The sequence below is a fragment of the Amycolatopsis heterodermiae genome (assembly GCF_034929455.1).
GTDB lineage: Bacteria > Actinomycetota > Actinomycetes > Mycobacteriales > Pseudonocardiaceae > Amycolatopsis > Amycolatopsis heterodermiae.
In genome coordinates this window covers 164,126-187,339 of record NZ_JAYFSI010000017.1, presented here as the reverse complement: position 1 = coordinate 187,339, position 23,214 = coordinate 164,126, and the positions used below count along the sequence as shown (strand labels likewise).

23 protein-coding genes are annotated in these 23,214 nt (G+C 73.0%); 10 read left to right on the top strand and 13 right to left on the bottom strand.

Translation table 11 applies throughout. The features are described 5' to 3' along the window. Positions 1 to 2,620 (bottom strand): error-prone DNA polymerase (locus tag VA596_RS45525; protein WP_323336408.1); only part of this gene is annotated, 2,620 nt, incomplete at its 3' end. A 168-nt stretch (positions 2,621 to 2,788) separates the two neighbouring features. Beyond that, positions 2,789 to 3,841 (bottom strand): epoxide hydrolase family protein, encoded by a 1,053-nt coding sequence (locus VA596_RS45520; RefSeq protein WP_323336400.1) that lies wholly within the window; start codon positions 3,839 to 3,841, stop codon positions 2,789 to 2,791. Positions 3,842 to 4,020: 179 nt separating this feature from the next. Here VA596_RS45520 and VA596_RS45515 point away from each other — a divergent pair, with 179 nt between their 5' ends. Then, on the top strand, positions 4,021 to 4,803 hold the full coding sequence (locus VA596_RS45515) for a maleylpyruvate isomerase family mycothiol-dependent enzyme (protein ID WP_323336398.1): 783 nt from the start codon (positions 4,021 to 4,023) through the stop codon (positions 4,801 to 4,803). 12 nt (positions 4,804 to 4,815) lie between these two features. On the opposite strand, the gene VA596_RS45510 is transcribed toward VA596_RS45515, so the two are convergent. Beyond that, complete coding sequence (locus VA596_RS45510) at positions 4,816 to 6,051, bottom strand: epoxide hydrolase family protein (protein ID WP_323336396.1); 1,236 nt, start codon at positions 6,049 to 6,051, stop codon at positions 4,816 to 4,818. 50 nt (positions 6,052 to 6,101) lie between these two features. Here VA596_RS45510 and VA596_RS45505 point away from each other — a divergent pair, with 50 nt between their 5' ends. Next, a complete protein-coding gene (locus VA596_RS45505; RefSeq protein WP_323336394.1) occupies positions 6,102 to 6,527 on the top strand; it encodes a hypothetical protein in 426 nt (141 codons plus the stop codon). On the opposite strand, the gene VA596_RS45500 is transcribed toward VA596_RS45505, so the two are convergent. Beyond that, positions 6,476 to 7,894, bottom strand: a complete 1,419-nt coding sequence (locus tag VA596_RS45500) for an MFS transporter (RefSeq protein WP_323336392.1) — start codon at positions 7,892 to 7,894, stop codon at positions 6,476 to 6,478. The two genes, VA596_RS45505 and VA596_RS45500, sit on opposite strands and share 52 nt — an antisense overlap. A gap of 51 nt (positions 7,895 to 7,945) precedes the next feature. Between VA596_RS45500 and VA596_RS45495 the strand changes: the two genes are divergently transcribed. The 3 genes from VA596_RS45495 to VA596_RS45485 all read left to right on the top strand — a co-directional run bounded on the left by VA596_RS45495 (position 7,946) and on the right by VA596_RS45485 (position 9,753). After that, the gene (locus VA596_RS45495; protein WP_323336390.1) at positions 7,946 to 8,656 is read left to right on the top strand and encodes a TetR/AcrR family transcriptional regulator; all 711 of its coding nucleotides are present in this window, start codon (positions 7,946 to 7,948) and stop codon (positions 8,654 to 8,656) included. 264 nt (positions 8,657 to 8,920) lie between these two features. Continuing rightward, entirely contained in the window at positions 8,921 to 9,379 is a 459-nt protein-coding gene (gene crcB, locus VA596_RS45490) for a fluoride efflux transporter CrcB (protein ID WP_323336388.1), read from the top strand. After that, the gene (locus tag VA596_RS45485; RefSeq protein WP_323336386.1) at positions 9,376 to 9,753 is read left to right on the top strand and encodes a fluoride efflux transporter FluC; all 378 of its coding nucleotides are present in this window, start codon (positions 9,376 to 9,378) and stop codon (positions 9,751 to 9,753) included. Before crcB ends, VA596_RS45485 begins: the two co-directional genes overlap by 4 nt. Here the strand turns inward: VA596_RS45485 and VA596_RS45480 are convergent. The 3 genes from VA596_RS45480 to bglX form a co-directional block, all read right to left on the bottom strand. Next, entirely contained in the window at positions 9,744 to 11,312 is a 1,569-nt protein-coding gene (locus tag VA596_RS45480; RefSeq protein ID WP_323336384.1) for a DNA polymerase Y family protein, read from the bottom strand. The genes VA596_RS45485 and VA596_RS45480 overlap by 10 nt on opposite strands. Before the next feature lie 918 nt (positions 11,313 to 12,230). Beyond that, complete coding sequence (locus VA596_RS45475; RefSeq protein ID WP_323336383.1) at positions 12,231 to 12,920, bottom strand: P-loop NTPase family protein; 690 nt, start codon at positions 12,918 to 12,920, stop codon at positions 12,231 to 12,233. A 129-nt stretch (positions 12,921 to 13,049) separates the two neighbouring features. Beyond that, entirely contained in the window at positions 13,050 to 15,275 is a 2,226-nt protein-coding gene (gene bglX / locus VA596_RS45470) for a beta-glucosidase BglX (protein WP_323336381.1), read from the bottom strand. A 161-nt stretch (positions 15,276 to 15,436) separates the two neighbouring features. Between bglX and VA596_RS45465 the strand changes: the two genes are divergently transcribed. Continuing rightward, positions 15,437 to 16,312, top strand: a complete 876-nt coding sequence (locus VA596_RS45465) for an alpha/beta fold hydrolase (RefSeq protein ID WP_323336379.1) — start codon at positions 15,437 to 15,439, stop codon at positions 16,310 to 16,312. Here the strand turns inward: VA596_RS45465 and VA596_RS45460 are convergent, their stop codons facing one another. The 3 genes from VA596_RS45460 to VA596_RS45450 all read right to left on the bottom strand — a co-directional run bounded on the left by VA596_RS45460 (position 16,313) and on the right by VA596_RS45450 (position 17,481). Then, a complete protein-coding gene (locus VA596_RS45460; protein ID WP_323336377.1) occupies positions 16,313 to 16,711 on the bottom strand; it encodes an STAS domain-containing protein in 399 nt (132 codons plus the stop codon). Positions 16,712 to 17,033: 322 nt separating this feature from the next. After that, complete coding sequence (locus tag VA596_RS45455) at positions 17,034 to 17,219, bottom strand: hypothetical protein (RefSeq protein ID WP_323336375.1); 186 nt, start codon at positions 17,217 to 17,219, stop codon at positions 17,034 to 17,036. A gap of 85 nt (positions 17,220 to 17,304) precedes the next feature. Continuing rightward, on the bottom strand, positions 17,305 to 17,481 hold the full coding sequence (locus tag VA596_RS45450; protein WP_323336373.1) for a hypothetical protein: 177 nt from the start codon (positions 17,479 to 17,481) through the stop codon (positions 17,305 to 17,307). An 18-nt stretch (positions 17,482 to 17,499) separates the two neighbouring features. On the opposite strand from VA596_RS45450, the gene VA596_RS45445 reads away from it, so the two are divergent. Then, positions 17,500 to 18,135, top strand: a complete 636-nt coding sequence (locus tag VA596_RS45445; RefSeq protein ID WP_323336371.1) for a hypothetical protein — start codon at positions 17,500 to 17,502, stop codon at positions 18,133 to 18,135. Positions 18,136 to 18,144: 9 nt separating this feature from the next. Here VA596_RS45445 and VA596_RS45440 read toward each other — a convergent pair whose 3' ends face one another. Together VA596_RS45440 and VA596_RS45435 are read right to left on the bottom strand one after the other, a co-directional pair. Continuing rightward, positions 18,145 to 18,801 (bottom strand): phosphoribosyltransferase, encoded by a 657-nt coding sequence (locus tag VA596_RS45440; RefSeq protein ID WP_323336368.1) that lies wholly within the window; start codon positions 18,799 to 18,801, stop codon positions 18,145 to 18,147. A 108-nt stretch (positions 18,802 to 18,909) separates the two neighbouring features. Beyond that, positions 18,910 to 19,413 (bottom strand): STAS domain-containing protein, encoded by a 504-nt coding sequence (locus VA596_RS45435; RefSeq protein ID WP_323336366.1) that lies wholly within the window; start codon positions 19,411 to 19,413, stop codon positions 18,910 to 18,912. A 553-nt stretch (positions 19,414 to 19,966) separates the two neighbouring features. Between VA596_RS45435 and VA596_RS45430 the strand changes: the two genes are divergently transcribed. Continuing rightward, complete coding sequence (locus tag VA596_RS45430) at positions 19,967 to 20,167, top strand: CDGSH iron-sulfur domain-containing protein (protein ID WP_323336364.1); 201 nt, start codon at positions 19,967 to 19,969, stop codon at positions 20,165 to 20,167. A 5-nt stretch (positions 20,168 to 20,172) separates the two neighbouring features. Here VA596_RS45430 and VA596_RS45425 read toward each other — a convergent pair whose 3' ends face one another. Continuing rightward, positions 20,173 to 21,168: an iron-containing redox enzyme family protein gene (locus tag VA596_RS45425; protein WP_323336363.1), complete on the bottom strand. Its 996-nt coding sequence runs from the start codon at positions 21,166 to 21,168 to the stop codon at positions 20,173 to 20,175. 133 nt (positions 21,169 to 21,301) lie between these two features. Between VA596_RS45425 and VA596_RS45420 the strand changes: the two genes are divergently transcribed. Then, entirely contained in the window at positions 21,302 to 21,775 is a 474-nt protein-coding gene (locus VA596_RS45420; protein ID WP_323336362.1) for a MarR family winged helix-turn-helix transcriptional regulator, read from the top strand. Further along, the gene (locus tag VA596_RS45415; protein WP_323336360.1) at positions 21,772 to 23,214 is read left to right on the top strand and encodes an MFS transporter; all 1,443 of its coding nucleotides are present in this window, start codon (positions 21,772 to 21,774) and stop codon (positions 23,212 to 23,214) included. The genes VA596_RS45420 and VA596_RS45415 overlap by 4 nt, the downstream gene beginning before the upstream one ends.

The window sequence follows — 23,214 nt, the reverse complement described above, 5'->3', positions numbered from 1 at the left end:
CGCCGGTACTGGCGGGTTCGGGTTCGAGGGTGGCGTGGGCGAGGCTGGCGTTGATGTCCGGCTCCCGCACGAGAACGCCGTGGCGGCGGGCGTCGGCGACCAGGGACTGCGGGCTGTAGAAGCCCATCGGCTGCGCGCGCAGCAGCCCGGCGCAGAACGCGGCCGGGTGGTAGAGCTTGAACCACGCGCTCGCGTACACGAGGTGCGCGAACGACATCGAGTGCGCTTCGGGGAAGCCGTACCCGGAGAACGCGTGGATCTGCTCGAAGATCCGCGTCGCCAGCTCCCGGTCCAGGCCGTTGGCGGCGCAGCCGTCGAAGAACCGCGCCATCAGCGCGCGCATCCGGGCACTGGATCGCTTGGCGCCCATGGCCCGGCGCAGCTGGTCGGCTTCGGCCGGGGTGAAGCTCGCGACGTCCACGGCCATCTGCATCACCTGTTCCTGGAACAGCGGCACCCCGAGCGTCCGGTCCAAACTGGACGCCAGCAGCGGGTGCGCGTGCTGCCACTCCTCCTCACCACGACGCCGCCGGATGTAGGGGTGCACCGAGCCGCCCTGGATCGGGCCGGGCCGGATCAGCGCGACCTCGACGACCAGGTCGTAGAACTTCCGCGGCCGCAACCGCGGCAACGTCGCCAGCTGCGCGCGGGACTCCACCTGGAACACCCCGACGGCGTCGGCGTCACACAGCATGTCGTAGACCTTGGGGTCGGCCAGGTCCAGGTTCCCGATGTCCACAGTGGACTCACCGTGCTCGGCGACGAGGTCGATCATGTAGTGCAGCGCCGAGAGCATGCCGAGGCCGAGCAGGTCGAACTTGACCAGGCCGACGGTATTGCAGTCGTCCTTGTCCCACTGCAGGATGCTGCGGTCGGCCATGGTGGCCCACTCGACCGGGACCACTTCGGACACCGGCTGCTTCGAGATGACCATGCCACCGGAGTGGATGCCGAGGTGGCGCGGGAAGTCCTCGATCCGCGCCGCGAGGTCCAGGACGTCACCGGGGATCTCCCCCGCGGTCTGCTGTTGCGTGGCGGCGACGCCACCCCACCGGTCGACGAGCTTGCCGTAGGCGTCCTGCTGCCCTTGGCTGTGCCCCAGCGCTTTCGCGGCGTCGCGGATCGCGGACGGCGCGCGGTAGGTGATGACGTTGGCGACCTGCGCCGCGTGCAGCCGCCCGTGTTTGCCGTAGACGTACTGGATGGCTTCTTCGCGCCGGTCGGACTCGATGTCGATGTCGATGTCCGGCGGCCCGTCCCGCTCCGGCGCCAGGAACCGCTCGAACAGCAGGTTCCACTTCACCGGGTCCGCGTGGCAGATCCCCAGCGCGTAGCAGACCGCGCTGTTCGCGGCGGATCCCCGGCCCTGGCACAGGATGTTCGCCTCCTTGCAGAACCGGACGATGTCCCACACCACGAGGAAGTAGCCGGGGAAGTCGAGCGTCCGGATCAGGTCGAGCTCGTGGTCGAGCTGGGCGTAGGCCTTCGGGTTCTGCTCCCTGGTCCCGTAGCGGGTGAGCGCGCCGGCCCAGGTCAGCTCCCGCAGGAACGACATCTCGGTGTGGCCGGCCGGGACGTCGAACGGCGGCAGGTCCGGCGCGACCACCTGGAGGTCGAACGCGACCTCGACGCCGAGGACCGCGGCCCGGCCGACCGCGCCGGGGTACCGGTGCTCGAACCGCCGCCGCTGCTCGGCGCCGGACCGCAGGAACGCCTGCCCCGACGGCGGCCGCCACCCGTCCAGCTCCTCGGCCGAGCGCCGCGCCCGCACGGCGGCGACCAGCTCCGCCACGACGACGTCGTCCGGGCGGGCGTAGTGCACGTTGTTCGACACGATCGTCGGCAGCCGCAGCTCGGCGGCCATGCCCGCGAGCGCGTCGTTGTGCGCGGTGTCGGACGGCAGCCGGTGGTCGATCAGCTCGACCGCGACATGGCCTCGCCCGAACCAGTCGGCCAGCCGCGCCAGCTCGGCACGCGCGGCCGCGGGCCCGTCACCGGCGAGTGCGCGGCGGACGGCACCCTTGCGACAACCGCTCAGCACCACGACGTGCCCGGCCAGCTCGCCGACCAGCTCCTCGACGTCGTAGACCGGGCGGCCCTTCGCACCCCCGGCGAGCTGGGCGTGGGAGATCACCCGGCAGAGCCGGTGGTACCCGTCCTGCCGCCGGGCGATCACCAGCAGGTGCGACCCGGCCGGATCCGGCTCACCCCCCTGCGGCGCCGGGAGGTCGAGGGACAGCTCGGCCCCGAACCCGACGCGCACCCCGAGCTCGCGGGCGGCGTCGTTGAACCGGACGGCGCCGTACATCCCGTCGTGGTCGGTCAGCACCAGCGCGTCGAGCTCCAGCCGCGCGGCCTGCTCGACGAGGTTCTCGGGGTGGGAGGCGCCGTCGAGGAAGCTGAAGTTCGAGTGGACGTGCAGCTCCGCGTACGGCGCCCGCACCCGTTCCCCGCCGTCGTCCCGGCCCCGGCGGTCGCGCAGGTCGTCGGGCGCCCCGGCGTACCCGTCCCGCTTGCGCGACCACGCGGGCGAGTCACTGCCGTCCCCCGGGAAGGGAGCGCGCCCGGAGGCGACCCGCTCGACCTCGGACCACGGCACATTCGGGTTGTTGAACGCCACCACTGCTCCCACCGCCACGAGTTCGCTGTGGGGAAGGCAGCGACCACTGTTCGAACACACGTACGATTTCCGCTGTCGATCCTGGGACCGGCGGGACCCGCTGTCAACTCGTCGTGACGCCGATAACTGCAGGTGAGGCGATGGACACAAGGGACGGTCGTCAGTGCCTCAGCTGCCGGAGTTGCCGGCGGCGAGGACACGGCGGACGACCGGGTCGCTGTAGAAGAGGGACTGGCCCTGCGGCACCGGGGACGATCCGCCCCAGCCGGTGTTCCCGGCGTGGGCCAGTTCCCAGTAGAAGTCGGCCGCCGCGGGCCCGGTCCGGGTGAACCAGTAGAGACTGGCCGTGATCAGGACGTTCTCGCGGCTGATCGGCGTCGCGGGGTGCGCCCACTCGGAGAACTTCTCGGCGATCCAGGCCAGCTGCAGGACCGGGGAATCGGCCAGCCCCGCCGACAGGGCGTTGGGCTCGGTCGAATGCAGCACCCGGTAGCCCTTCGTCCGCGACCAGCGTTGCTGCGCGGCCTCGAGTTCCTCGAGTTCGCCGTCGTTCAGGCCGTCCGGCACCGGGAGATCCTCGCCGACCATGCCGAGCTGGAGCCGGTCGCCGTGGGTGTGGGCACCGATCACCCGGTCGGGCAGCAGGTCCGCCACCCGGCCGGTCACGCCGGCCCCGAGGTCGCCTCCCTCGACGCCGAAACGCTCGTAACCCAGGCGGGTCATCAGCTCCCCGAACGCCAGCGCGGTCCGTTCGAGGTTCCAGCCGCGCGCGGAGAGCGGGCTGGAGAAGGTGAAGCCGGGCAGCGAGGGAATGACGACGTGGAACGCGTCGGCCGGGTCACCGCCGTGGGCCCGCGGATCGGTCAGCGGCCCGCTCGCGGCGAGGAACTCGACGAACGAGGTCGGGTAGCTGTGGTTGAGCAGCAGCGGCGTGGCGTCCGGTTCGGGTGAGCGCAGGTGCACGAAGTGGATGGTCTGCCCGTCGATCTCGGTGACGAACTGCTCGTAGGTGTTCAGCTCGGCCTCGCAGGCCCGCCAGTCGAACCCGTCGGCCCAGTACGCGGCCAGGTCGCGGAGGTACCCGGCGGGGATGCCCCGGTCCCAGTCCGATGCGGCGCCCGGCACCGGGTACGGCGACCGGGTGCGGGCCAGGCGCTCGCGCAGGTCGTCCAGCTCGGCCTGCGGGATGTCGATCCGGAACGGAGTGATGTCGGCGCTCATGAAGATCAACCTAGGATCGGACCAGGTCAGCTGCTGTCCTCGATCACCCGATCAGGACGGTGCCGGCCCACCCGGCCCGAAATTCCCGGAGACCCTGTCGATCCCGGCTACCGTCGTTCGACGCGTGGTCGAAAGCGCCCGCAGGGGGCACGACCACCGGATACCGAGGACACGCCACCATGACTGAGCTGAACGCGGAAACCACCCGGCGCGCGATCGTCGAGCACACCCGGCGCCTGGCGGAGTCGGCCGTCGCGGCCGGGCCGGACGCCGCCGTGCCGACGGCGCCGAAGTGGACCGTCGCCGATCTGGTCGCGCACCTGGGCCAGACCCAGCACTGGGTCGCGGAGATCATCGAACGGCGCATCACCGATCCCACGCAGCTGCCCACGGAGATGGCCACGCCGCCGGCCGATCCCGGCGAGTGGCCGGCGTGGCTGGCGCGGTCCGCGCAGCGGGTCGCGGACGCGTGCTCCGACGAGGCGCTCGAGGCGCCGGTCTTCAACGCCGCGGGTGACGCGCGGTCCGGGGCGCAGTTCTGGATGTCCAGCATGCTGAACGAGGCGGTCGTCCACGGCTTCGACGGGGCCATCGCGGCGGACCGGCCGCTCGACGTCGAAGCCGACGTCGCCGCTGCGCTCATCGACAACCACTTCACGATGCTGACGTCGCCCACCTGGGAGATGCAGCGGTCCGAGTCCGCGCACGCCATCCGGGGCACCGGGCAGACCCTGCAGTGGCGGGCCACCGACACCGCGGCGGCCTGGTTCGTCGAACGGCAGGCCGAGGGGGCGACGTGGCAGCCGGAAACCCGGCAGGCCGACGTGACGGTGACCGGCCCCGCCGGATCGCTGCTTCGGATCCTGACCCGGCGTCTGCCTCTCTCCGGCAGCGAAGCCGTCGAGGGCGACACGAGCCTCGCCCAGCACTGGATCGACAACACCGCCCACGCCAGCGACTGACCAGCACGGCGTTCAGGGCCGGCGGCCGCGGAAGGTGCGGCGCAGGTCGCTCACCCAGGCATCCGGGTTCTCCCACGGGATGAAGTGGCCGCCGCGGTCGTGGGCGGTGACGTTCACGTGGTTGAACCACGCGGCCTGCGGGCCGGCCTCGAACGCCCGGACGCGCTCCTCGGCGGTGTGGACGCCGGGCGGGTTCTCGTACGTGACGAAGGTGAGGCCGACCGGCGCCTCCACCACCGGGGTGCGGTCGTGGGCGCGGGTCCACGGGTAGCGGTTGGCGTTGGCGTAGTACCGCAGCGACGTGGCGACGGAGTTGTTGACCCAGTAGATCGTGGCGTGGGTGAGCAGGTCGTCCTTGGTGAAGACGGACTCGACGTCGCCGCCGTTGTCGCTCCAGGCGTTCCAGCGCTCCAGCAGCCAGGCGAGCAGCCCGGCGGGCGAGTCGCTCAGGCCGTGGGCCAGGGTGGCGCCGTCGAGCATGTGCACGGTGAGGTGCGACGCCGAGCGGTGGTCCAGCTCGACGATGCGGGCGCGGACGTCGGCGGGCTGGTCGTCGGTGAGGGGCCGGTTCCGGGCGAAGTCCCAGGCGCGCGGGCCGGTGAAGAAGTCGAGCGGCAGCCCGGAGCCGATGTGGATGCCGTACAGCTCGCCGGCGTACTTGTGGCCGAGCTGGCTGGAGACGATCCCGCCGATGTCGCAGCCCCCGGCGGCGTACCGCTCGTACCCCAGGGTCTCGGTCATCAGCGTGTGCCAGAGATCGGCGACCTTCCAGAAGTTGACGTCCGGGAAGCCGGTGAGCGGGCCGGGGAACCCGAAACCGGGCAGGGACGGCACGAGGACGTCGAACGCGTCGGCGGGGTCGCCGCCGGTCGCGGCCGGGTCGGCGAGCGCGTCGATCACCTTCGACCAGTGCCAGAAGGTCCACGGCCAGCCGTGGGTCAGCAGCAGCGGGATCGGGCGGGGGCCGCGGCCGGGTTGGCGCATGAAGTGCACCGGGACACCCGCGACGCTCACCTGGTAGTGCTCGTAGGCGTTGATGGCGGCCTCGGCTTTGCGCCAGTCGTAGCCGTCCCGCCAGTAGGCGACCAGCTCACCGAGGTAGCCGGCCGGGACGCCGTAGGACCAGTCCTCGTTCCCCTCGTCCAGCGGCGGCCGGGTCAGGGCTAGCCGGGCGCGCAGGTCGTCGAGCACCTCGTCGGGCACGTGGATCGGGGCCGGTTCCAGCGGGAAGGCGCGTGAGGTCGTCATCGCGGGCCATTATCGCGGAAACCGGTGGTGCGCTTCACTAAACTGGCCGGATGGGGTTCGGCGAGCGGGCACGCAGAGTGCGCAACGGCCGGCTGGCCCACGGCCGTCGGGTCGCGGCGCTGTGTTCGTGCGTGCGCCTGTACCACCCGATCGGCTACCGGGCGACGCTGAGCTTCCTCGCCGAACTGGCCGGGCCGTACCAGCGGCACGAGCAGGCCCTGCTGCGTGCGCTGGCGGCGCTGGAGGACAGCCGCGCGCAGTGGCGCATCGCCGAGGCCGCCTACGCCGCCTCGCGGCGGAAGCAGAAGCGGCTCGGCCGCCGGGTACCGGCCTCCGACGACCCACCGCCGAGCCGGACCGGCCACTGGTACGCGGCGGACCCGGGCCTGTCCCGTCGCGCGGCCGCGCACGCCTCGAAGCCGGGTCACCCCGCTCTCCTGGGCAGCAGTCCGACGAGCAGCAGCACCAGCACGTAGACGCCGGCGCAGATGCCGAACACCAGCTCGGCGGCGGCGAAGTACGACTGCGCCGAGGGCTGCCCGACGCGGGCGAAGAACACCGAGCCGAGGGCGGCGACGCCGAGGGCGCCGGCGAACTGCTGGGCGGCGTTGAGCACGCCCGCGCCGGTGCCGACCTCTTCGGGGGTGGCGTCGCCGAGGATGAAGTCGAACAGCGGGACGAACAGCAACCCGGAGCCGGCGCCGGTCACGAGCAGGGCGGGCGTCAGCTTCGCCACGGTGACGGCGTCACCCCAGTGCGCGCACGTCCACCAGAGACCGAGGAGGCCGGCGACGGCGATGGCCAGCCCGAGGTGCAGGTTGGCGCGTCCGAGCTTCTCGGCGAGCACCGCGCCGGACAGCAGGGTGGCGGCGGCGGTGCCCGCGGCCCAGGGGATCAGCGCGAAGCCGGTCTGCAGCGGCGTCCAGCCGAGGCCCGACTGGAGCAGCAGGTTGACGACCAGGACGAACGCGCTGAGCGCGGCGTAGAACCCGCCGACGACCAGCAGGCCGACGACGAAGCTGCGCTTGCCGAACAGCGACCGGGTCACGACGGGGTGGTCGCTGCGGCGTTCGGACACGACGAACAGGCCGAACACCACCAGCGCGGCGGCGATCATCGCGTAGGTCCACGCGGGCCAGCCGAGCTCGCGGCCCTGGATGAGCGGCACGATCAGCAGCGCCGAACCGGCGGTGAGCAGGCCGACGCCGCGGACATCGAGGCGCGCGTTGCGGTCCTCGCCGCTGTGGCGCGGCAGGACCCACCAGCCGAGGGCGGCGGCGAAGACGCCGAACGGGACGTTGATCAGGAAGATCGAGCGCCACTGGCTGCCGAACAGGTCCAGGTGCAGCAGCCACCCGGCGAGGATCGGGCCGGCCACCATGGCCAGCCCCATGATCGGACCGAACGGCATCAGGGCCCGGCGCAGGTGCTCGGGCGGGAAGACGATCTTCACCAGGGCCAGGCCCTGCGGGATCATCACCGACCCGAACAGGCCCTGAAACAGGCGGGCGACGATGAGGAACCCGGCGCTGGGCGCGAGGCCGCAGGCCAGCGACGCGACGGTGAAGCCGGCCATGCCGAGCTGGAACAGCCGCCGCCGGCCGATCAGGTCGCCGAGCCTGCCGGAGGTGATCAGGCCGAGGGCGAAGGCGGCGGTATAGGCGGACAGGACCCACTGCAGGGTCATCGGGCCGCCGCCGAGGTCGGCGCGGATCGAGGGGCCGGCGAGGTTGGCGACGCTGGTGTCGATCAGGTCCATGAGCTCGGCGACGATCACGACGACCAGGACGAGCCAGGCCTGGCCGAGGGTCAGAGGCTTTGGCGAACTAAGTTCGATAGTCACGAACTTAGTTCTAGATGACGAACTTAGTTCGTGTCAAGGTAGGGTGACGGCATGCCCACCGACCCCCGGCAGCGCCGCGAAGCCCGCCACGCGCAGCCCCGCGCCGGCTCCGCGCCGTCCGCGACGCGGAAACCGCCCATCACGGCCGACCGGATCACCGACGCCGCGCTGCAGGTCATCGCCACCGAGGGCTACGACGCGCTGACCATCCGCCGGGTCGCCGCGGTGCTCGAAGCCGGGCCGTCGTCGCTGTACGCGCACATCGTCAACAAGGAAGACCTCGACGACCTGATCATCGGCCGGCTCCACGCCGAGATCGTCCTGCCCGAGCCCGACCCGGCGAGGTGGCAGCAGCAGCTGCTCGACGTCTACAGCCGGATCCGCGACCAGTACCTGAAGTACCCCGGCGTCTCCCGCGCCGCGCTGGCCATGGTCCCCACCCACCTCGAAACCCTGCGGGTCAGCGAAGGAATCCTGGCGATCCTGCTCGCCGGCGGCGTCGCTCCGCAGACCGCGGCCTGGGTACGCGACGCGCTCACCCTCTACGTCAGCGGCTACGCCCTGGAACGCTCGATCGTCCAGCGGCGGCACCCGGACCAGGACTGGGTCCTCAGCCGGGAGGAGCTGGTCGACCGGTTCGGCGCCCTGCCGGCCGACCGCTTCCCCCACACCCGCCGCCACGCCGTGGAGCTGACGTCCGGCACCGGGCACGAGCGGTTCGACTTCACCGTCACCCTGATGATCGGCAACCTGGGCTCGTGACCGGCCGGGCTCGCTCGGTGCTCGGCCGGACCAGGGCGTCGCGGCCGGCGATCCGGCCTGAACCCGACCAATCGGCCAGGCCCGGTACCTGCGATCAAGCGTCCTGGCCGCGCTGTTAACCTAGCCTCGCAGTCACTTTCGCCGGTGGCCGCGCGGCGGTGGGGCCCGCCGTACCCGAACCGCGGCCACGCGCCGCCAACGGTCCCTACCTGAACCAGCCGCACGAGTCGTCCTCGTGCCCGATCAGGTAGGAGTCTGCCTGCCGTGTCCGTCGAACATCCCGAGCCCGTCGACCCGGACATCGCCGATCCGCCGCCGAGGCGCCGTCTTCTCGAGACCGTCGGGGCGGTCGCGGCCGGTGGGGTGGTCGGAGCCTGTGCCCGCTACGGCGCCACCCTGCTGTGGCCCACCGCGGCCGGCGGGTTCCCGTGGACCACGTTCTGGATCAACGTCACCGGCTGCGCGGCCATGGGCGTCCTGATGGCGGTCATCGCCGCCGTGCCCACGGCTCACCCGCTGGTGCGGCCGTTCCTCGGCACCGGCATCCTCGGCGGCTACACCACCTTCTCCACCTACGCCGTCGACGCCCAGCGCCTGCTCGACGGCGGCCACGCCGGGACCGCCCTGCTCTACCTCGCGGCCACCGTGGCCGCCGCCCTCGCCGCGGTCTGGGTCACGGCCGCGCTCACCCGCCGGGCGCTGCGTCTCGGGAGCCGCTCGTGAACTGGCTCATGGTCGTCGCCGGCGCCCTGGTCGGCGCGCCGCTGCGCTACCTGACCGACCACGCCGTCCAGGGCCGCCACGACACCGGCTTCCCCTGGGGCACCTTCACGGTGAACCTCGTCGCCTGCACCGTGCTCGGCTTCCTGACCGGCGCCGCCACCGCGACGACCGTCCCCCAGCCGCTGCAGCACCTGATCGGTCCCGGGCTGTGCGCCACCCTCAGCACGTACTCGACGTTCTCCTACGAAACGCTCCGCCTGGCCGAAACCGGCGCGAAGTTCTTCGCCGCCGCGAACGTCGTCGTGAGCGTGGTCGCCGGACTGGGCGCGGCCTACCTGGGCACGGCCGTGGCCCACGCGGTGTTTCAGTCGTAACTGCCCTCGACCGTCCACTGTGGAGTATCGCCGACGGTGACGGCCAGCAGCAGCGCGATCTGCTCGTCCTCGTCCGCGAGCACCACCTGCAGCCGCGCCACGCGCCGCCCCCGGGACGGCAGCGCCGGGTGGTGCAGCCACGGCCCGGCCCAGGCCAGCACCGGCCGCGACGGCCGTCCTTCGACGTCGACGGTCGCCGGCAGCGCGGTGAGCTCGCCGCGCTCGGTGCAGCCGACGACGTCCCCGCGCTCGTCCAGCACCCGGGCCGGGTGGTCGGCGAGGACGGCCGGGGACGGCGCGGGCAGCCGTCCCGGCCAGGGCGCGTCCGGGGAGACGGGCGTCCGCGGATCGCCCCACGGGATGAGCCGCACGCGCTCGGCGGGGCCGCGGCCGCCGTCGAGCAGCGGGGTGACCACGGCCTCCGGGCCGAGCAGGCCCTGGATCCGGACGAGCGCGCGGGCCGCGCGTTCGGCGACGTCGGCGTCCCGGCCCATCGACCCGAGCTGCAGCTGCAGCGCATGCCCGCCGACCACCTCCTCCGGGTCGAGCCGCAGCCGGACGATCCCGGCGCTCGGGCGGTCGGCGTCACGGGCGGTCAGCCAGCCTTCGCACTGCCACCGCACCCGGTCGGCCGTCGCGCGCGCGGTCAGCGGCTCGGCACAGCGCCACACCCGCACCCGCTCCTCCCCCGCCTCCGTCACCGCGACAATCGCCAGGCGAGTGCACGCCAGCCCGTGCCGTGCCAGCCCCGCGAAGAACCGCTCCCCCAACGTCTTCGCGACGAACGCGGCTTCGTCGACGCGCTCCAGCGGGTGCTCGAACTCCTCGGTGATCGACAGCTCCGGCGGCAGGGCCCGGCGCAGCGGCGGCCGTTCCGACAGCCCGCGCGCCAGTCGGTGCGCGGTGATCGCGTCACGCGGGAAGCGGCCCGCGACGTCACGCTCGGCCAGCGCGGCGAACGCGCCGAGGGTCCGCAGCCCGAGCCGCTTGAGCAGGCCGACGAGCTCACCGCGGTCGTCCCCGGGCTGGTCCAGCTCGGCGATCGACAGCGGGGCCAGGAACTCGGCCGTCCCGCCGGCCGGCACCAGGACGGCGCGACGGGCGGCGAGCGTCGCGGCGAAGAGCCCGTCGGCGATCCCGACCTGGCACTCCACGCCCGCCCCCGCCGACACCTCGTCGAGCAGCAGCTCGGAAAGCGCCTCCTCACCACCGAAGTACCCGGCGGCACCGGTGACCGGCACCGCGACGATCCCGGGCCGCACGACCTCGACCCCCACGGCCTGCCGCTCCACCGCCGCGGCAACCGGCTCGAACAGTCGCGCATCGCGCTCCGGATCGTGCTGGTGCACTACAAGATCCGGACACCGCGCCTGCGCATCACGACGCCGCATCCCCCGCCCGACCCCGTCCCGCCGCGCGGCCGCGGAACAGGCCACGACCCGGTTGGCCGAGAACACCGCGGCGGGGACAAGGGGCGGCGTCCCGGCGGCCGCGCCCGCGGCAACAACCGGCCAGTCCGGGCACCACAGCACCAGAAGCCGGGGAGCATCGGACCTCACCCGCCGACGACCACGGAGCCGGGCCACGCAGCCGCCCGCAGCCTGGCCGCGGTACCAGCGACCGGGCACCGCGACGCCCGAAGCCGCTTGGCCGCCCGACGCCCAGACGGCAGCCCGCGCACCACAACCACCCGCGAGCGAACCGCGGCAGCACCAGCGGCCGGACACGACACCCAGACACCTCGACCACCCGGCTGCCGCCGGCCGACCACGCCACCAGGACCGGGCAACTGCAACGCAATCGCCCGCAGCCCAACCGGCCGGACCGGGCACCACACCAAAAACCGCCCGGCACTCACCCGGCCACCTCGACCAACCGGCGCCCGGACCGCGGCCCTCCGGCGACGGTTGTGCTGCCAAGACCGCACAACCGCACCACGATCGCCCGCGACCAAGCCGCCGCGGCACCAGCGACCAGACACCACGACACCCAAAGCCGCTCGGCCACCTCGGCCAACCAGCACCCAGACGGCAGCCCGCCCGCCACAACCACGCCACCAAAACCGTGCAACCGCAACACAATCACCCGCGGCCGAACCGCCGCGACACCAGCGACCAGACACCACGACACCCAAGACCGCCCGGCCATCTCGACAACTCGACACCCGGGCTTGAAGCCGTGAGGGGCATCTTCAGGGACATCCAGTCCCTGAAGATGCCCCTCACGGCCTTCCACCTCCGCCGACCACCGGCCGAGCACAACCGCGCCAGCGAGACCGCGCAACCGGGGCCGGGCCGCCGCAACGCCATTCACCAGCCCGGCCACCGCAGAACCAACCAGCCCGGCCTGGCACCACACCAAAAACCGCCCGGCCACCGCAGAACCAATCGGCCAGGCTGGGCACCACACCAAAAACAGCCCGGCCATCACAGAACCAACCAGCCAGTCCAGGCGCCTCACCAAAAACCGCCCGGCACTCACCCGGCCACCTCGACCAACCGCCGCCCCGACCGCGGCTCCCCGGCCACCACCGCACCACCAAGACCAGGCAGCTGCACCACAACCGCCTGCGGCCGGACCGCCGCACCGCGCCCCTGGCTGGTCGCCACGATCTCCCGGGCCTGCAAATGCCCGTACCCGTCCAGGCCGGCTCCGCGCCAGCGGCGGCCGGTGACCCGGATCTCCAGCTCCGCGCCCGGCCAGGACCCGACCGTCAGCAGGACCGCGCCGCGGTTGCGGACCCTTCCGGCCAGGCGGCGGGCCACCTGCGGCCGGACGCCGCGGGCGAGCACCGGGCCCAGTACCACCAGGTCGAAGCCGTCGACCAGGGCCGAGAGGACCGCGACCACCTCGGCGCCGGGGCGTGGGACCAGGGCGATCCGGTCCAGGTCGACGCCCAGTTCGGCGGCCGCCGCCAGGCCCAGGTCCGGCAGGCCGGTGACCGCCGCCCACGAGCCCGCCTTCGTCGCCTCCGCGAGCAGTGCCAGCACCAGGGACGTCGAGCCCGTGACCGACACCGTGGTGCCGCGCCGGAGCCCGCCGGCCGGGAACAGGCCGGCGAGCGCCGGGGCTACCGGGAGTGACTCACCCGAATGGGTGACGTCCGGGTTCAGCTCCGAGGCTGTCCGCACTCCGGGGATGGACGTGAGCGCCTCCGGTATCGCCACCACTGCTCACCTCCAGCACCACGAACTCGTACCGGAGACACCCACAGGAGACCGGCGGGCGAACCCAGGACACTCATCGAACACTTGTTCGCATCCTGCGAGACGACCGCCGCCCCTGTCAAGGGAGGCTCACGTCACGGTGAAGCTCGAGGTCAGGGTGGCGGCCGAGCTGTTGCCGACGTAGACCTCGATCTTGCCCGGCTCGACGCGGAACTTCGCGGCGTTGTCGTAGAAGCCGACGTCGTCGGGGGTGAGGGTGAACGTGACCGTGGTCGACGCGCCCGCCGCCAGCGTCACCCGCTGGAAACCGCGCAGCCGCCGGACGGGCTGCACGATCGTGGCGACCGGGTCGCGCAGGTACAGCTGGACGACCTCGTCGCCCGCGCGGCCGCCGGTGTTGGTCACCTTGGCGCTCACCTGGATGCGGCCGCCGCGCGAGGACATCCGCGTGTCCGAGAGCCGCAGGCCGTCGATGCGGAAGGTCGTGTAGGACAGGCCGAAGCCGAACTCGTAGAGCGGACCGGACTCCAGGTCGAGGTACTTGGACGTGTACTTGTTGGCCGGGTCGGCCGGGCGCCCGGTGTTCTCGTGGTTGTAGTAGATCGGGATCTGGCCGACCGCGCGCGGGAAGCTCACCGGCAGCTTGCCGCCCGGGTTGACCGTGCCGAACAGGACGTCCGCGATCGCGTTGCCACCCTGGACGCCCGGCGCCCACGCCTCGAGGATCGCGGGGGCGTTGTCGTGCAGGTACGGGATCGTCAGCGGCCGGCCGTTGACCAGGACCACCACGAACGGCTTCCCGGTCTCCTTGATCGCGGCCACCAGCTGCTGCTGGACGCCCGGCAGGTCGATGGTGCTGCGCGCCGCCGCTTCACCGCTCATCGCGGCGGTTTCGCCGACCACGACGACCGTCACGTCGGCCGCGCGGGCCGCCTGCTGCGCCGCGGCGAACCCGCTCGTGTCGGCGCCGTCGACGGTGCAGCCCGCGCTGTAGGTCACCGTGGCCCCCGGCGCCGCGGCCTTGATCCCGTCGACCACGGTCACCGGCGGGGTCGTGGCCGCGCCGGTGCCGAGGCCCGACCAGGTGCCGTTGAGGTCGTAGGTCGCCGTCCCGAGCGGGCCGACGACGGCGACCGAGCGGACGGTCTTCGCCAGCGGCAGCACCGGCCCGTCGTTCTTCAGCAGCACCATGGACCGCCCGGCGGCCTGGCGCGCCGCCGCGAGCGCGACCGGCGACGGCGCCTTCACCTCGCCGGCCTCGTCGACGTACGGCCGGTCGAACAGGCCCAGCTTGAACTTGACCAGCAGGATCCGGCGGACGGCGTCGTCGATCTGGTCGTTCGTGATCCGCCGCTGCGCCAGCAGCTGCTGCCCGTACTGCACGTAGTTGGTGCTGACCATCTCCATGTCGACCCCGGCCGGGAGCGCGGCCGCCGCGGCGTCGGCGCCGTCGCCGGCGAGGCCGTGCAGGATCAGCTCCTGGACGCCGGTGTAGTCGCTGACCACGAACCCGCGGAAGCCGTACGAGCCCTTGAGGACGTCGTGCAGGACGTAGCCGTTGCCGTGGGCGGGCACGCCGCTGATGGTGTTGAAGCTGGCCATCACCGTCGCCACGCCGGCCTCGACGGACGCCTTGAACGGCGGCAGGTAGAGGTTGTGCAGCCGCTGCAGCGAGACGTCGACGGTGTTGTAGTCGCGCCCGCCCTCGGCGCCGCCGTAGGCGACGAAGTGCTTGGCGCAGGCGGCGAGGCGGTCCGGCGACGAGTAGTCGTCACCCTGGTAACCGCGGACCTTCGAGACGGCGAGTTTCGTGGCCAGGTAAGGATCTTCGCCGTACCCCTCGGCGATGCGCCCCCAGCGCGGCTCGTGGGTGACGTCCATCATCGGCGCGTACGTCCAGTGGATGCCGCTGCGCCGGGCCTCCTTCGCCGACACCGACGCGTCCGCGCCCGCCACGGCGGGGTCGAAGCTCGAGCCCTGGGCCAGCGGGATCGGGAAGTTGGTGGTGTAGCCGTGGATGACGTCCAGGCCGAAGATCAGCGGGATGCGCAGGCGGGTCTGCTCGACGGCGATGTGCTGCAGCGCGTTCAGCTTGGCCGCGCCGACCACCGAGAAGACGCCGCCGAGCTGCCCGGTCGCCAGCGCCGTGCGCGCGTCGGCTTCGTTGCCGAGCAGCTGGAGCTGCCCGAGCTTCTCCGCGAGGGTCATCTTCCTGAGCAGCGCCTCGACCCGGCCGTCGCGCTCGGGCCGGGAGACGGGGTCCGCGGCGGCGGGCGTGGCGAGCAGGCCGCTCGAGGCGACCCCACTGGCGGCGAGGAGGCCGCCGACCCCGGCGAGCAGGCTTCGCCGGTTCACTCCGTCTGATGTGGCTTGATCGGCTGCGTGACTCTCGGGCTGCTGCATGGCGGGGCCCCTTTCGAGTGAGAATCGATCAGCCAGAATAGGCCGGAAACGCGACCGCGACCGGAAGGAACGTCCATGAACGCGCTCCGTCACCACGTCACGGCGGCCTGACCGTGTTCGACGGGTTCGAACTCGAGCGGGTCGACGTCGGCGACGTCACCCTGCGCGTCCGCCACGGTGGTTCCGGCCCGCCGGTCCTGCTGCTGCACGGCCACCCGCGCACGCACACGACCTGGTACCGGGTCGCGCCACTGCTGGCCGAGCGGTTCACGGTCGTCTGCCCCGACACGCGCGGTTACGGCGAGTCCACCAAACCCGCGACGGACGGTGAGCACACGCCGTACAGCAAGCGGGTCATGGCTGCGGACTGCGTCGCCCTCATGCGGCGGCTGGGCCACGACCGGTTCGCCGTCGCCGGGCACGACCGCGGCGCCTACGTCGCCACGCGGCTGGCGCTCGACCACCCGGACACGATCCGGGCGGCCGCGATCCTCGACGCCGTCCCGATCGGCGAGGCCCTCGCCCGCTGTGACGCGCGGTTCGCGCGGGCCTGGTACCACTGGTTCTTCTTCGCCCAGCCGGACAAGCCCGAGCAGGCGATCAACCACGACCCGGACGCCTGGTACGGCGTCCCGGCGAAGAACTCCCCCGAGCGGCTCGGCGCGGAGAACTTCGCCGACTTCCGCCGCGCGATCCACGATCCGGCCACGGTCCGCGCGATGCTCGAGGACTACCGCGCCGGCCTGGGCGTCGACCGCGCGCACGACGAGGCCGACCGCGCCGCCGGCCGCCGGATCACCTGCCCGGCGCTGGTCCTCTGGTCGAGCCGCGACGACCTGGCCGACCTCTACGGCGACGTCCTCGGCGTGTGGCGGGACTGGACGACCGACCTGCGCGGGCACGCCATCGACTCCGGGCACCACATGGCCGAGGACAACCCGGAGGCGCTGGCCGCCGCGCTCGCCGGGTTCTTCCCGCGCACCGGCTAGCTAGCCGGTGGCGCCGACGGTGCCGAGGACCGCCAGCCACTCCCGCGCGGCCGCGAGGTTCTCCTGCACCTGCAGGAGGTGGTCGAGCCCCAGCACGGCGATCGGGCGCCGGACCGCGCGCTGGTCGCTGACGATCACGCACGGGATGCCCGCGGCGTGGGCGTCGGCCGAGGTCGTGAGCAGCACGCGCAGGATCCGGGCCGAGCAGAAACCGACCCGGGTCAGGTCGACGACGAGCGCCTGCGGCCGCAGTGCGAGCTCTTCGGACAGCCGGGCGAGCAGGTGGTCGGCGACGGCGCCGTCGAGGTCGCCGGTGGCGGCCACGACCGTCGAGTCGTGGGTGGTGGTCACGGTGAGCGTCGAAGTGGCCTGGTGGAACCGGGTCAAGGGATCGCGCATGATCTTGCTGTCACCTCCGTGGCGGATGGCGACAACGAGAGCCGGGCCGCCACCGCTGAACCGGTGCGGCAACACCGGCGAATGGGACAACGGCTACTCGGCTGAACCGCGGACACCCCGAACATACCCGGATCGGGTGAACTTCATGCATCACGAACCGGAGACGCGGACGGCCGGAGGTCCTTCGGCGGCCGCTTCGCGCGCACGGTGCGGAGATTCCGCGCGGTCGCCGGTTCCGGCGGCCCGCCGGGCGGTTCCACCGGCGGCCGAACGGGCTGCGGCTTCACGAAGACGACGCCGGCCGAGGCCCGCACGCCGGTGCTCATCCGCGCCGCGAACACCAGCAGGCCGGCCGCGCCCAGGAGGCAACCCGGCACCGCGGCACGTCCGCCTTGATCTCCTGCTCGAGCAACGCCACGACGACCACGGTGACGAACCCGGTCGCGCTCGTCGCCGTGCCCTTGGCCACCGCGAGCACCCGATCCCGTTGCCACGTCAGGAACTCCACGGCGGCGTCACCAGGACGAACGTCCCCAGGGGAAGCACCGTCCCTGGGCAGTGTGGACGGTACGAAACGGCTGATCCGGCGCCGGTCAGCCTGCCTGGTCCTTTCCGGACTCCGGCGGGGTGGCGGCGAGGCGCTCGTGGAGTTTTTCGCGGATCTCGTCCGGGGTGTAGGCGCGCCGCCGGCGCTCCTGCCGCACCACGACCACCCCGGTCGCGGCGACCCCGACGAGTCCGGCCAGTCCTACTGTCTTCCACCAGCGCATCGGCCTAGGCTACTGCCCGTGCCGGCCAGCGAGCTCGATCTCGACGAAGCGGTGGCCGTGACGCGCACCGGCGACCTGTGGCTGTTCCGGGGCCGGTCCGCGGCCGACCGGACCATCCGCGTCGTGACGAACAGCCCGGTCAACCACGTCGGCATGGCCGTGGTGATCGAGGACCTCCCGCCGCTGATGTGGCACGCCGAGCTGGGCCGTTCGCTGCCGGACGTCTGGTCGGGCACGCACCAGCGGGGCGCCCAGCTGCACGACCTGAGCCGCGCGGTGCAGGTGTGGGCCGGGAAGTACCACCAGCGCGTCTGGCTGCGCCAGCTCGACCACCCGGTCACCGCGGAGATGGAGGACGCGGTCCTGCGCACCGTCGCGCGGCTGGACGGCACGCCGTTCCCGTCGACCGCGCGCCTGGCCTCCCGCTGGCTGGGCGGGCGGCTGCCGTCCCGGAAGCGGGACACCCGGGACGCCGACCTCGAGTCCGGCTACTGCGCGGAGATCGTCGCGCTCACCTACGAGGCCATGGGCCTGCTGCCGAAGGGCCGGCGGCCCAACTGGTACGACCCCGGCCGGTTCTGGAGCGGCGACCACCTCGAGCTCACCGGCGGCGCCGCGCTGGGCGACGAGATCGCCGTGCGCCTGCCCGGCTGATCCCCGTCGTCAGCGCGGGACCTCGGTCGGCAGGCGGGGTTCGCGGTGCAGCAGCTCGAGCGCGTCCGTTTCGGCCACCGCGGAGAACTTCCGGTAGCTGTTGCCGACCGCGTGCATCCAGGACAGCGGCCGCAGGCAGACGACCTGGTCGACCTCACGGGAGAGCCGGTCGAGCACGCCTCTCGGGGCGACCGGCACCGCGAGCACGATCCGGCCGGCCTGGCGGGCGCGCAGGACGCGGATCGCGGTGTGCGCGGTCGTGCCGGTGGCGGCGCCGTCGTCGGCGAGCACGACCGTCCGGCCGGCGATCGGGGCCGCCGCCACGGTGTGCCGGTAGACGGCGACCTGCCGGGCCAGCTCGGCCCGCGCGTGGCCGGCGAGCCGGGTCAGCTCGGACGGCGTGACGTCGAACCGTTTGATGGCCGCGTGATCCGAGACGAGCAGGCCGCCTTCCCCGACGGCACCCAGGCTCGTCTCCGGCGGTCCGGCGAACTCGATCCGGCGGGTCAGCAGGATGTCCAGTGGCGCGCCGAGGACGTCGGCGATCTCGCCGCCGACCACCAGGCCACCTGCGGACAGGCCGAGGACCACGGCCTCGTGCCCGCGCAGCGGGCGCAGCAGGAGCGCGAGGCGCTCGCCGGCTTCCCGGCGATCACGGAACCGCATGGCCACCCCCGTAGAAGACTCTCCCCAGCATCACCCCGGTGCGCACCGGCGCACGAGGGCCGTTGGTCATCGGGCGCGCGCCGTTCGGCATCGGCGTGCGCAGCCTGCTCAGCGGGCGTCCTCGTCCGCCCGGCGCGGCGCCGCGATCGCCGCCGCCCGCGAAGCGTGGACGACCAGCCGTTCGTGCGTCCGGGTCAGCTGCAGCGGCCGCCAGGTCGCGCGGGTCGTGGCCACCAGCCGCAGGTCGGTGCCCGGGCCGGCGCGGCGGTGCGCGTCGAGCAGCACCTCCAGCCCGGCGGCGTTCAGGAACCGGACGAGGGACAGGTCCACGACGATCCGCCGCGGCGCCCGGCCGAGTGCCTCGTCGAGGGCGTGCCGGAGCATAGGCGCGGTGCCGAGGTCGACGTCGCCGACCACGGCGACGACCTGCGCCCACCCGGACCGTTCGACGGTGATCGCCAGGTCGTGGTAGCGCGGCGGCGGGGACTCACGGCCGCCGGAAGCGCCGAAGACCGCGTGGACGACCCGCTGCCCGGCGACCGGGAACGACGCCGGTGCGGCTTCCGGGAGCGGACGGCGGGGGCGCGGGAAATCGAAGACGTCGAGTTTCACGATCGGAGCTCCTGCCCTGCCGGCCGCCTGCTCTCTCCGCGGCCGGCGTCGATGGTTTTGATCGTCGCGAGGCGGGGACTGGGCGCTCCGGCGCTGTGCGGGTGGATCGTACCCCGCGAGCGGGGCCGGAAAGTCCTTTGAGGACGGACAGGCCGATCCGGCCCCTCGTTTCATCGTGCTCGCCGGCGGCGGTCACGCGCTGCCGGGTGGCGCCGGCGCAGCAGGGCCGCGAGCAGGATGCGAGCGGGCACCCGGCGGCGAGCTGATCGTCGGTTAGGACCCCGCAGTCGACGAGCCCGCCCAGGCACCGCTGGTAGCCGGTGAACGAACCCCGGTGGGTCCGGGCGACGAGCCGGTACCGGTCGTCACCGGTGGACAGCACGGCCACGTCGGCCAGGCTCGTCTGCACCGGCGTGACCGTCTCGACCTGGGACTCGTACAGCTCCGGCTTGATCCCGGCGGCGCCGGTGCCCAGCCGGGCGAGCACCGCGGCCGCCGCCGGTCATCGGGCGCGCGCCGGTTGGCCGCCGGTACGCCGGGGTACCCGCCGCCGATGGAACACGAGCCTGCCCCGGCGACCATCACGCCCTACGAAGACGGCCCGCTGCTGGTCCGCGGCGACGTCGAAATCCGGTCCCAGGACGGTGAGGTCCTGCGGCCCCGCGGCACCGTCGTCGCCCTGTGCCGGTGCGGCCGGTCGGCCGTGAAGCCCTTCTGCGACGGCACGCACAAGGTGCGCGGCCGCGACAGGTGACGGTGTCACGCCGCACCGGAGAGCGCGCGGGTGCGCAGGCTCGGCCGGCCGGCTTCCCAGCTGCCGAGGAGGTGCGCCGCGAACTCCGCGTCCACCGCCAGCCCGCAGGCGGCGCCGAACAGGATGTCCCCGGCGGCCTCGGGGTGCTCGGCGGCGTAGCTGCCGCAGAGGTCGTGGGCCGCGATCTGCTCGTGCACGGCGTCGGCTTCGACGTGCACGTCGAAGAAGCGGGTCGCCGCGGCGTCGCCGCCGAGGCGCCGCAACCCGTTGCCGTAACGGCGGTTCGGCAGCGACGAGGTCATTTCGAACGCCGCGAGGTGCCCGAGCGCGGCACCGAGCCAGCGCCGGTTCATCCCGAACAGGGACATCAGGTTGCTCACCGCCAGCGTGACGGCCGGCACGTCGTCGACGAAGTGGCCGTAGCCGTCGTCCAGCCCCAGTGACCGCATGGTCGTGCGGAACAGCTCCGAATGCATCTCTTCGACGCGCCCGCCGCCGTATTCGTCGGCCTGGATCTCGACCAGCGCGGCCTTCGCCCGCCCGCTCAGGCGCGGGATGGCCCAGCTGTGCGGGTCGGCCTCCTTGAGGTGGTACACCGAGCGGTGCGCGACGAACTCGCCGAACTGCGCGGCGGAGGCCTTGCGCTGCAGGAACTTCGCCAGTGACGGGCCGCCGTCGGCGGCGGCCAGCCGGGCCAGCGCCCGCGGCACGTCGGCGGGGTCGGCCTCGATCGGCGCGACGAGGGCGGTCAGCCCGGTCAGCCACCGTTTTTCGAGGTCCTTCCGGAGGGCGTGGAGCGCGAGCCCGCCGTCCTGGTCCGGGTCGACGTCGTCGAACCCGCGGTAGCCGAGCTCGTAGCAGATCCACAGGGACAGCTGCAGGTCCTCGTCGTGCACGGCCGGCTGTGCGGGCCCGAAGTCCAGGCTCTCGGCCGGGTTCGCGCCGCGCAGGAGACGGACGACCTCGTCGCTGACGGGCCCCCGGGTGGCGGGCAGGCGCATCGGACCTCCAGGTAGGTACAGGAAATCGGCGGATACCCCGTGATCGCGCACCCCACGCCTCGGCGGGCCAGGGTGTCGAGGACCACAGTATTTCGCTAATGTAGTTAGTAACTTCTTTAGTAGTCTTCTTGCCATGACTTCCTGGCACGTCGACGCCCCGGGCGTCGGCAACGCGGTGATGGAGCGCCTCCAAGAGGTGGGCACGCTGACGCGCGTCATCGAGAAACGCCTCAGCGGCGCCCTGGGCGTCAACCCGACGGACCTCGCGGCGATGGAACACCTGGCCAGCGAAGGACCCTTGACCGCGAAGGACCTCGCGGACCGGCTGCGGGTCTCGACCGCGGCGAGCACGCACATCGTCGACCGGCTCGAGCAGGCCGGGCACGTCACCCGGCGCCCGCACGCCACCGACCGGCGCAAGGTGCTCGTCGAGCCGGTGCCGGAGTCGACGACGCGGATCTTCGGCCACCTCCACCCGCTGCTCAGCGGCGTCGAGGGCCTCGTCGAGGCGCTGGGCCCCGGTGAGCGGGACGTCGTCGAGACCTTCCTGGCCGGTGTCGTGCGGATCTACACCGGGACCGCCGACGCCCTCGCGAGCACGTCATGACCGAAAAGAAGCCGATGAAGAGGACGATGTGGTGGCTGCTGGCCACCGTCCTCGTCGTCGAGCTGATGGACCTGCTCGACTCGACGATCGTCAACGTGGCGGGCCCGTCGCTGGAACGCTCCCTCGGGGCGAGCCCGGTCGGCCTGCAGTGGGTGATCGGCGGGTACGCCCTGACGCTCGGCGCGGGCCTCGTGCTCGGCGGGCGGCTCGGCGACCGCTACGGCCGGCGGCCGATGTTCCTCGTGGGCCTCGTGGCCTTCACCCTCGCGTCGCTGGCGTGCGCGCTCGCGCCGGGCATCGGGCTGCTGATCACCTTCCGGCTGGTCCAGGGGGTCGCCGGGGCGATGATGCTGCCGCAGGGGCTGGGAATCCTGCGCGACAACCTCACCCCTCGCGACCTGACCAGGGCCCTCGCCGTCTTCGGCCCGGTGCTCGGGCTCGGCGGTGTGCTGGGCCCGGTGCTGGGCGGCGCGCTCGTCGACTGGGACCTGGCCGGTCTCGGCTGGCGGCTGGTGTTCCTGGTCAACGTGCCGATCGGGCTCGTCGCGCTCGTGCTGGCCCGGCGACTGGTGCCCCACGGCGCCCGGACCCCGACGCTGCGCGTGGACGTCGCCGGGGCCGTGCTCGTCGCCGGGGCCTCCGCTCTGCTGGTCCTGCCGCTCAACGAGGGCCAGTCGTCGGGATGGCCACTGTGGACGTGGCTTTCCCTGGCCGCCGCGGCGATCGGCTACGTCGTGTTCGCGCTGTGGCAGCGCCGGATCGTGCGCCGGGACCGCACTCCGCTGGTCACCCCGGCCCTGTTCGGCAAGCCCGCGTTCACCGTCGGGCTGGCCGCGGTCGCGCTGTTCTTCGGCGGGCTGATCGGCACCCAGCTGGTGCTGACGTTCTTCCTGCAGCTCGGCGAAGGCTTCACCGCCGGGCAGGCCGGGCTGGGCAACCTCCCGGTCGCGCTGGGCACCGCCGTCGGCGGCGGCGTCAGCGGCGGGCTGCTCGCGGCCAAGCTCGGCCGGCGCGTCCTGCAGGCCGGGGCCGTCGTCCAGCTGGCCGGGGTCGCCTGGCTGTGGTTCGCCCTGGCCGGCGACGGTGCCTTCACGATCTGGCGGATCGTGCCCGGCAGCGTCGTCGCCGGGATCGGCGCGGGCATCGTGATCGCCGCGGTGTTCAACACGGTCCTCGGCGCGGTCGCCGACGACGAGGTCGGGTCCGCCTCCGGCGTGCTGTCGGCGGTCCAGTCGATCGGCGGCTCGGTCGGCGTCGCGGTGTTCAGCACGGTGTTCTTCGCCGGCGCCGTCGCCGGCCGGGTGACCGAGAGCTTCCGCGACGCGCTCGTGGTCCAGGCCGTGGTCATCGGGCTGTTCCTGCTCATCTCCCCGCTGTTCCCCCGCCGCGCCCGGCCCGACGACCTCCCCGTCGAGACAGCGGAGGTCTCGGTCCCCTGA

Excerpts from the sequence above, each read along its gene's own strand:
- VA596_RS45450 (WP_323336373.1), bottom strand. The coding sequence starts at position 17,481 with ATGCGCTGGTGGAAGACAGTAGGACTGGCCGGACTCGTCGGGGTCGCC.
- VA596_RS45510 (WP_323336396.1), bottom strand. The coding sequence starts at position 6,051 with ATGACGACCTCACGCGCCTTCCCGCTGGAACCGGCCCCGATCCACGTG.
- VA596_RS45515 (WP_323336398.1), top strand. The coding sequence starts at position 4,021 with ATGACTGAGCTGAACGCGGAAACCACCCGGCGCGCGATCGTCGAGCAC.
- VA596_RS45415 (WP_323336360.1), top strand. The coding sequence starts at position 21,772 with ATGACCGAAAAGAAGCCGATGAAGAGGACGATGTGGTGGCTGCTGGCC.
- VA596_RS45505 (WP_323336394.1), top strand. The coding sequence starts at position 6,102 with ATGGGGTTCGGCGAGCGGGCACGCAGAGTGCGCAACGGCCGGCTGGCC.
- VA596_RS45425 (WP_323336363.1), bottom strand. The coding sequence starts at position 21,168 with ATGCGCCTGCCCGCCACCCGGGGGCCCGTCAGCGACGAGGTCGTCCGT.
- VA596_RS45440 (WP_323336368.1), bottom strand. The coding sequence starts at position 18,801 with ATGCGGTTCCGTGATCGCCGGGAAGCCGGCGAGCGCCTCGCGCTCCTG.
- VA596_RS45430 (WP_323336364.1), top strand. The coding sequence starts at position 19,967 with ATGGAACACGAGCCTGCCCCGGCGACCATCACGCCCTACGAAGACGGC.
- VA596_RS45520 (WP_323336400.1), bottom strand. The coding sequence starts at position 3,841 with ATGAGCGCCGACATCACTCCGTTCCGGATCGACATCCCGCAGGCCGAG.
- VA596_RS45495 (WP_323336390.1), top strand. The coding sequence starts at position 7,946 with ATGCCCACCGACCCCCGGCAGCGCCGCGAAGCCCGCCACGCGCAGCCC.
- VA596_RS45460 (WP_323336377.1), bottom strand. The coding sequence starts at position 16,711 with ATGCGCGATCCCTTGACCCGGTTCCACCAGGCCACTTCGACGCTCACC.
- VA596_RS45420 (WP_323336362.1), top strand. The coding sequence starts at position 21,302 with ATGACTTCCTGGCACGTCGACGCCCCGGGCGTCGGCAACGCGGTGATG.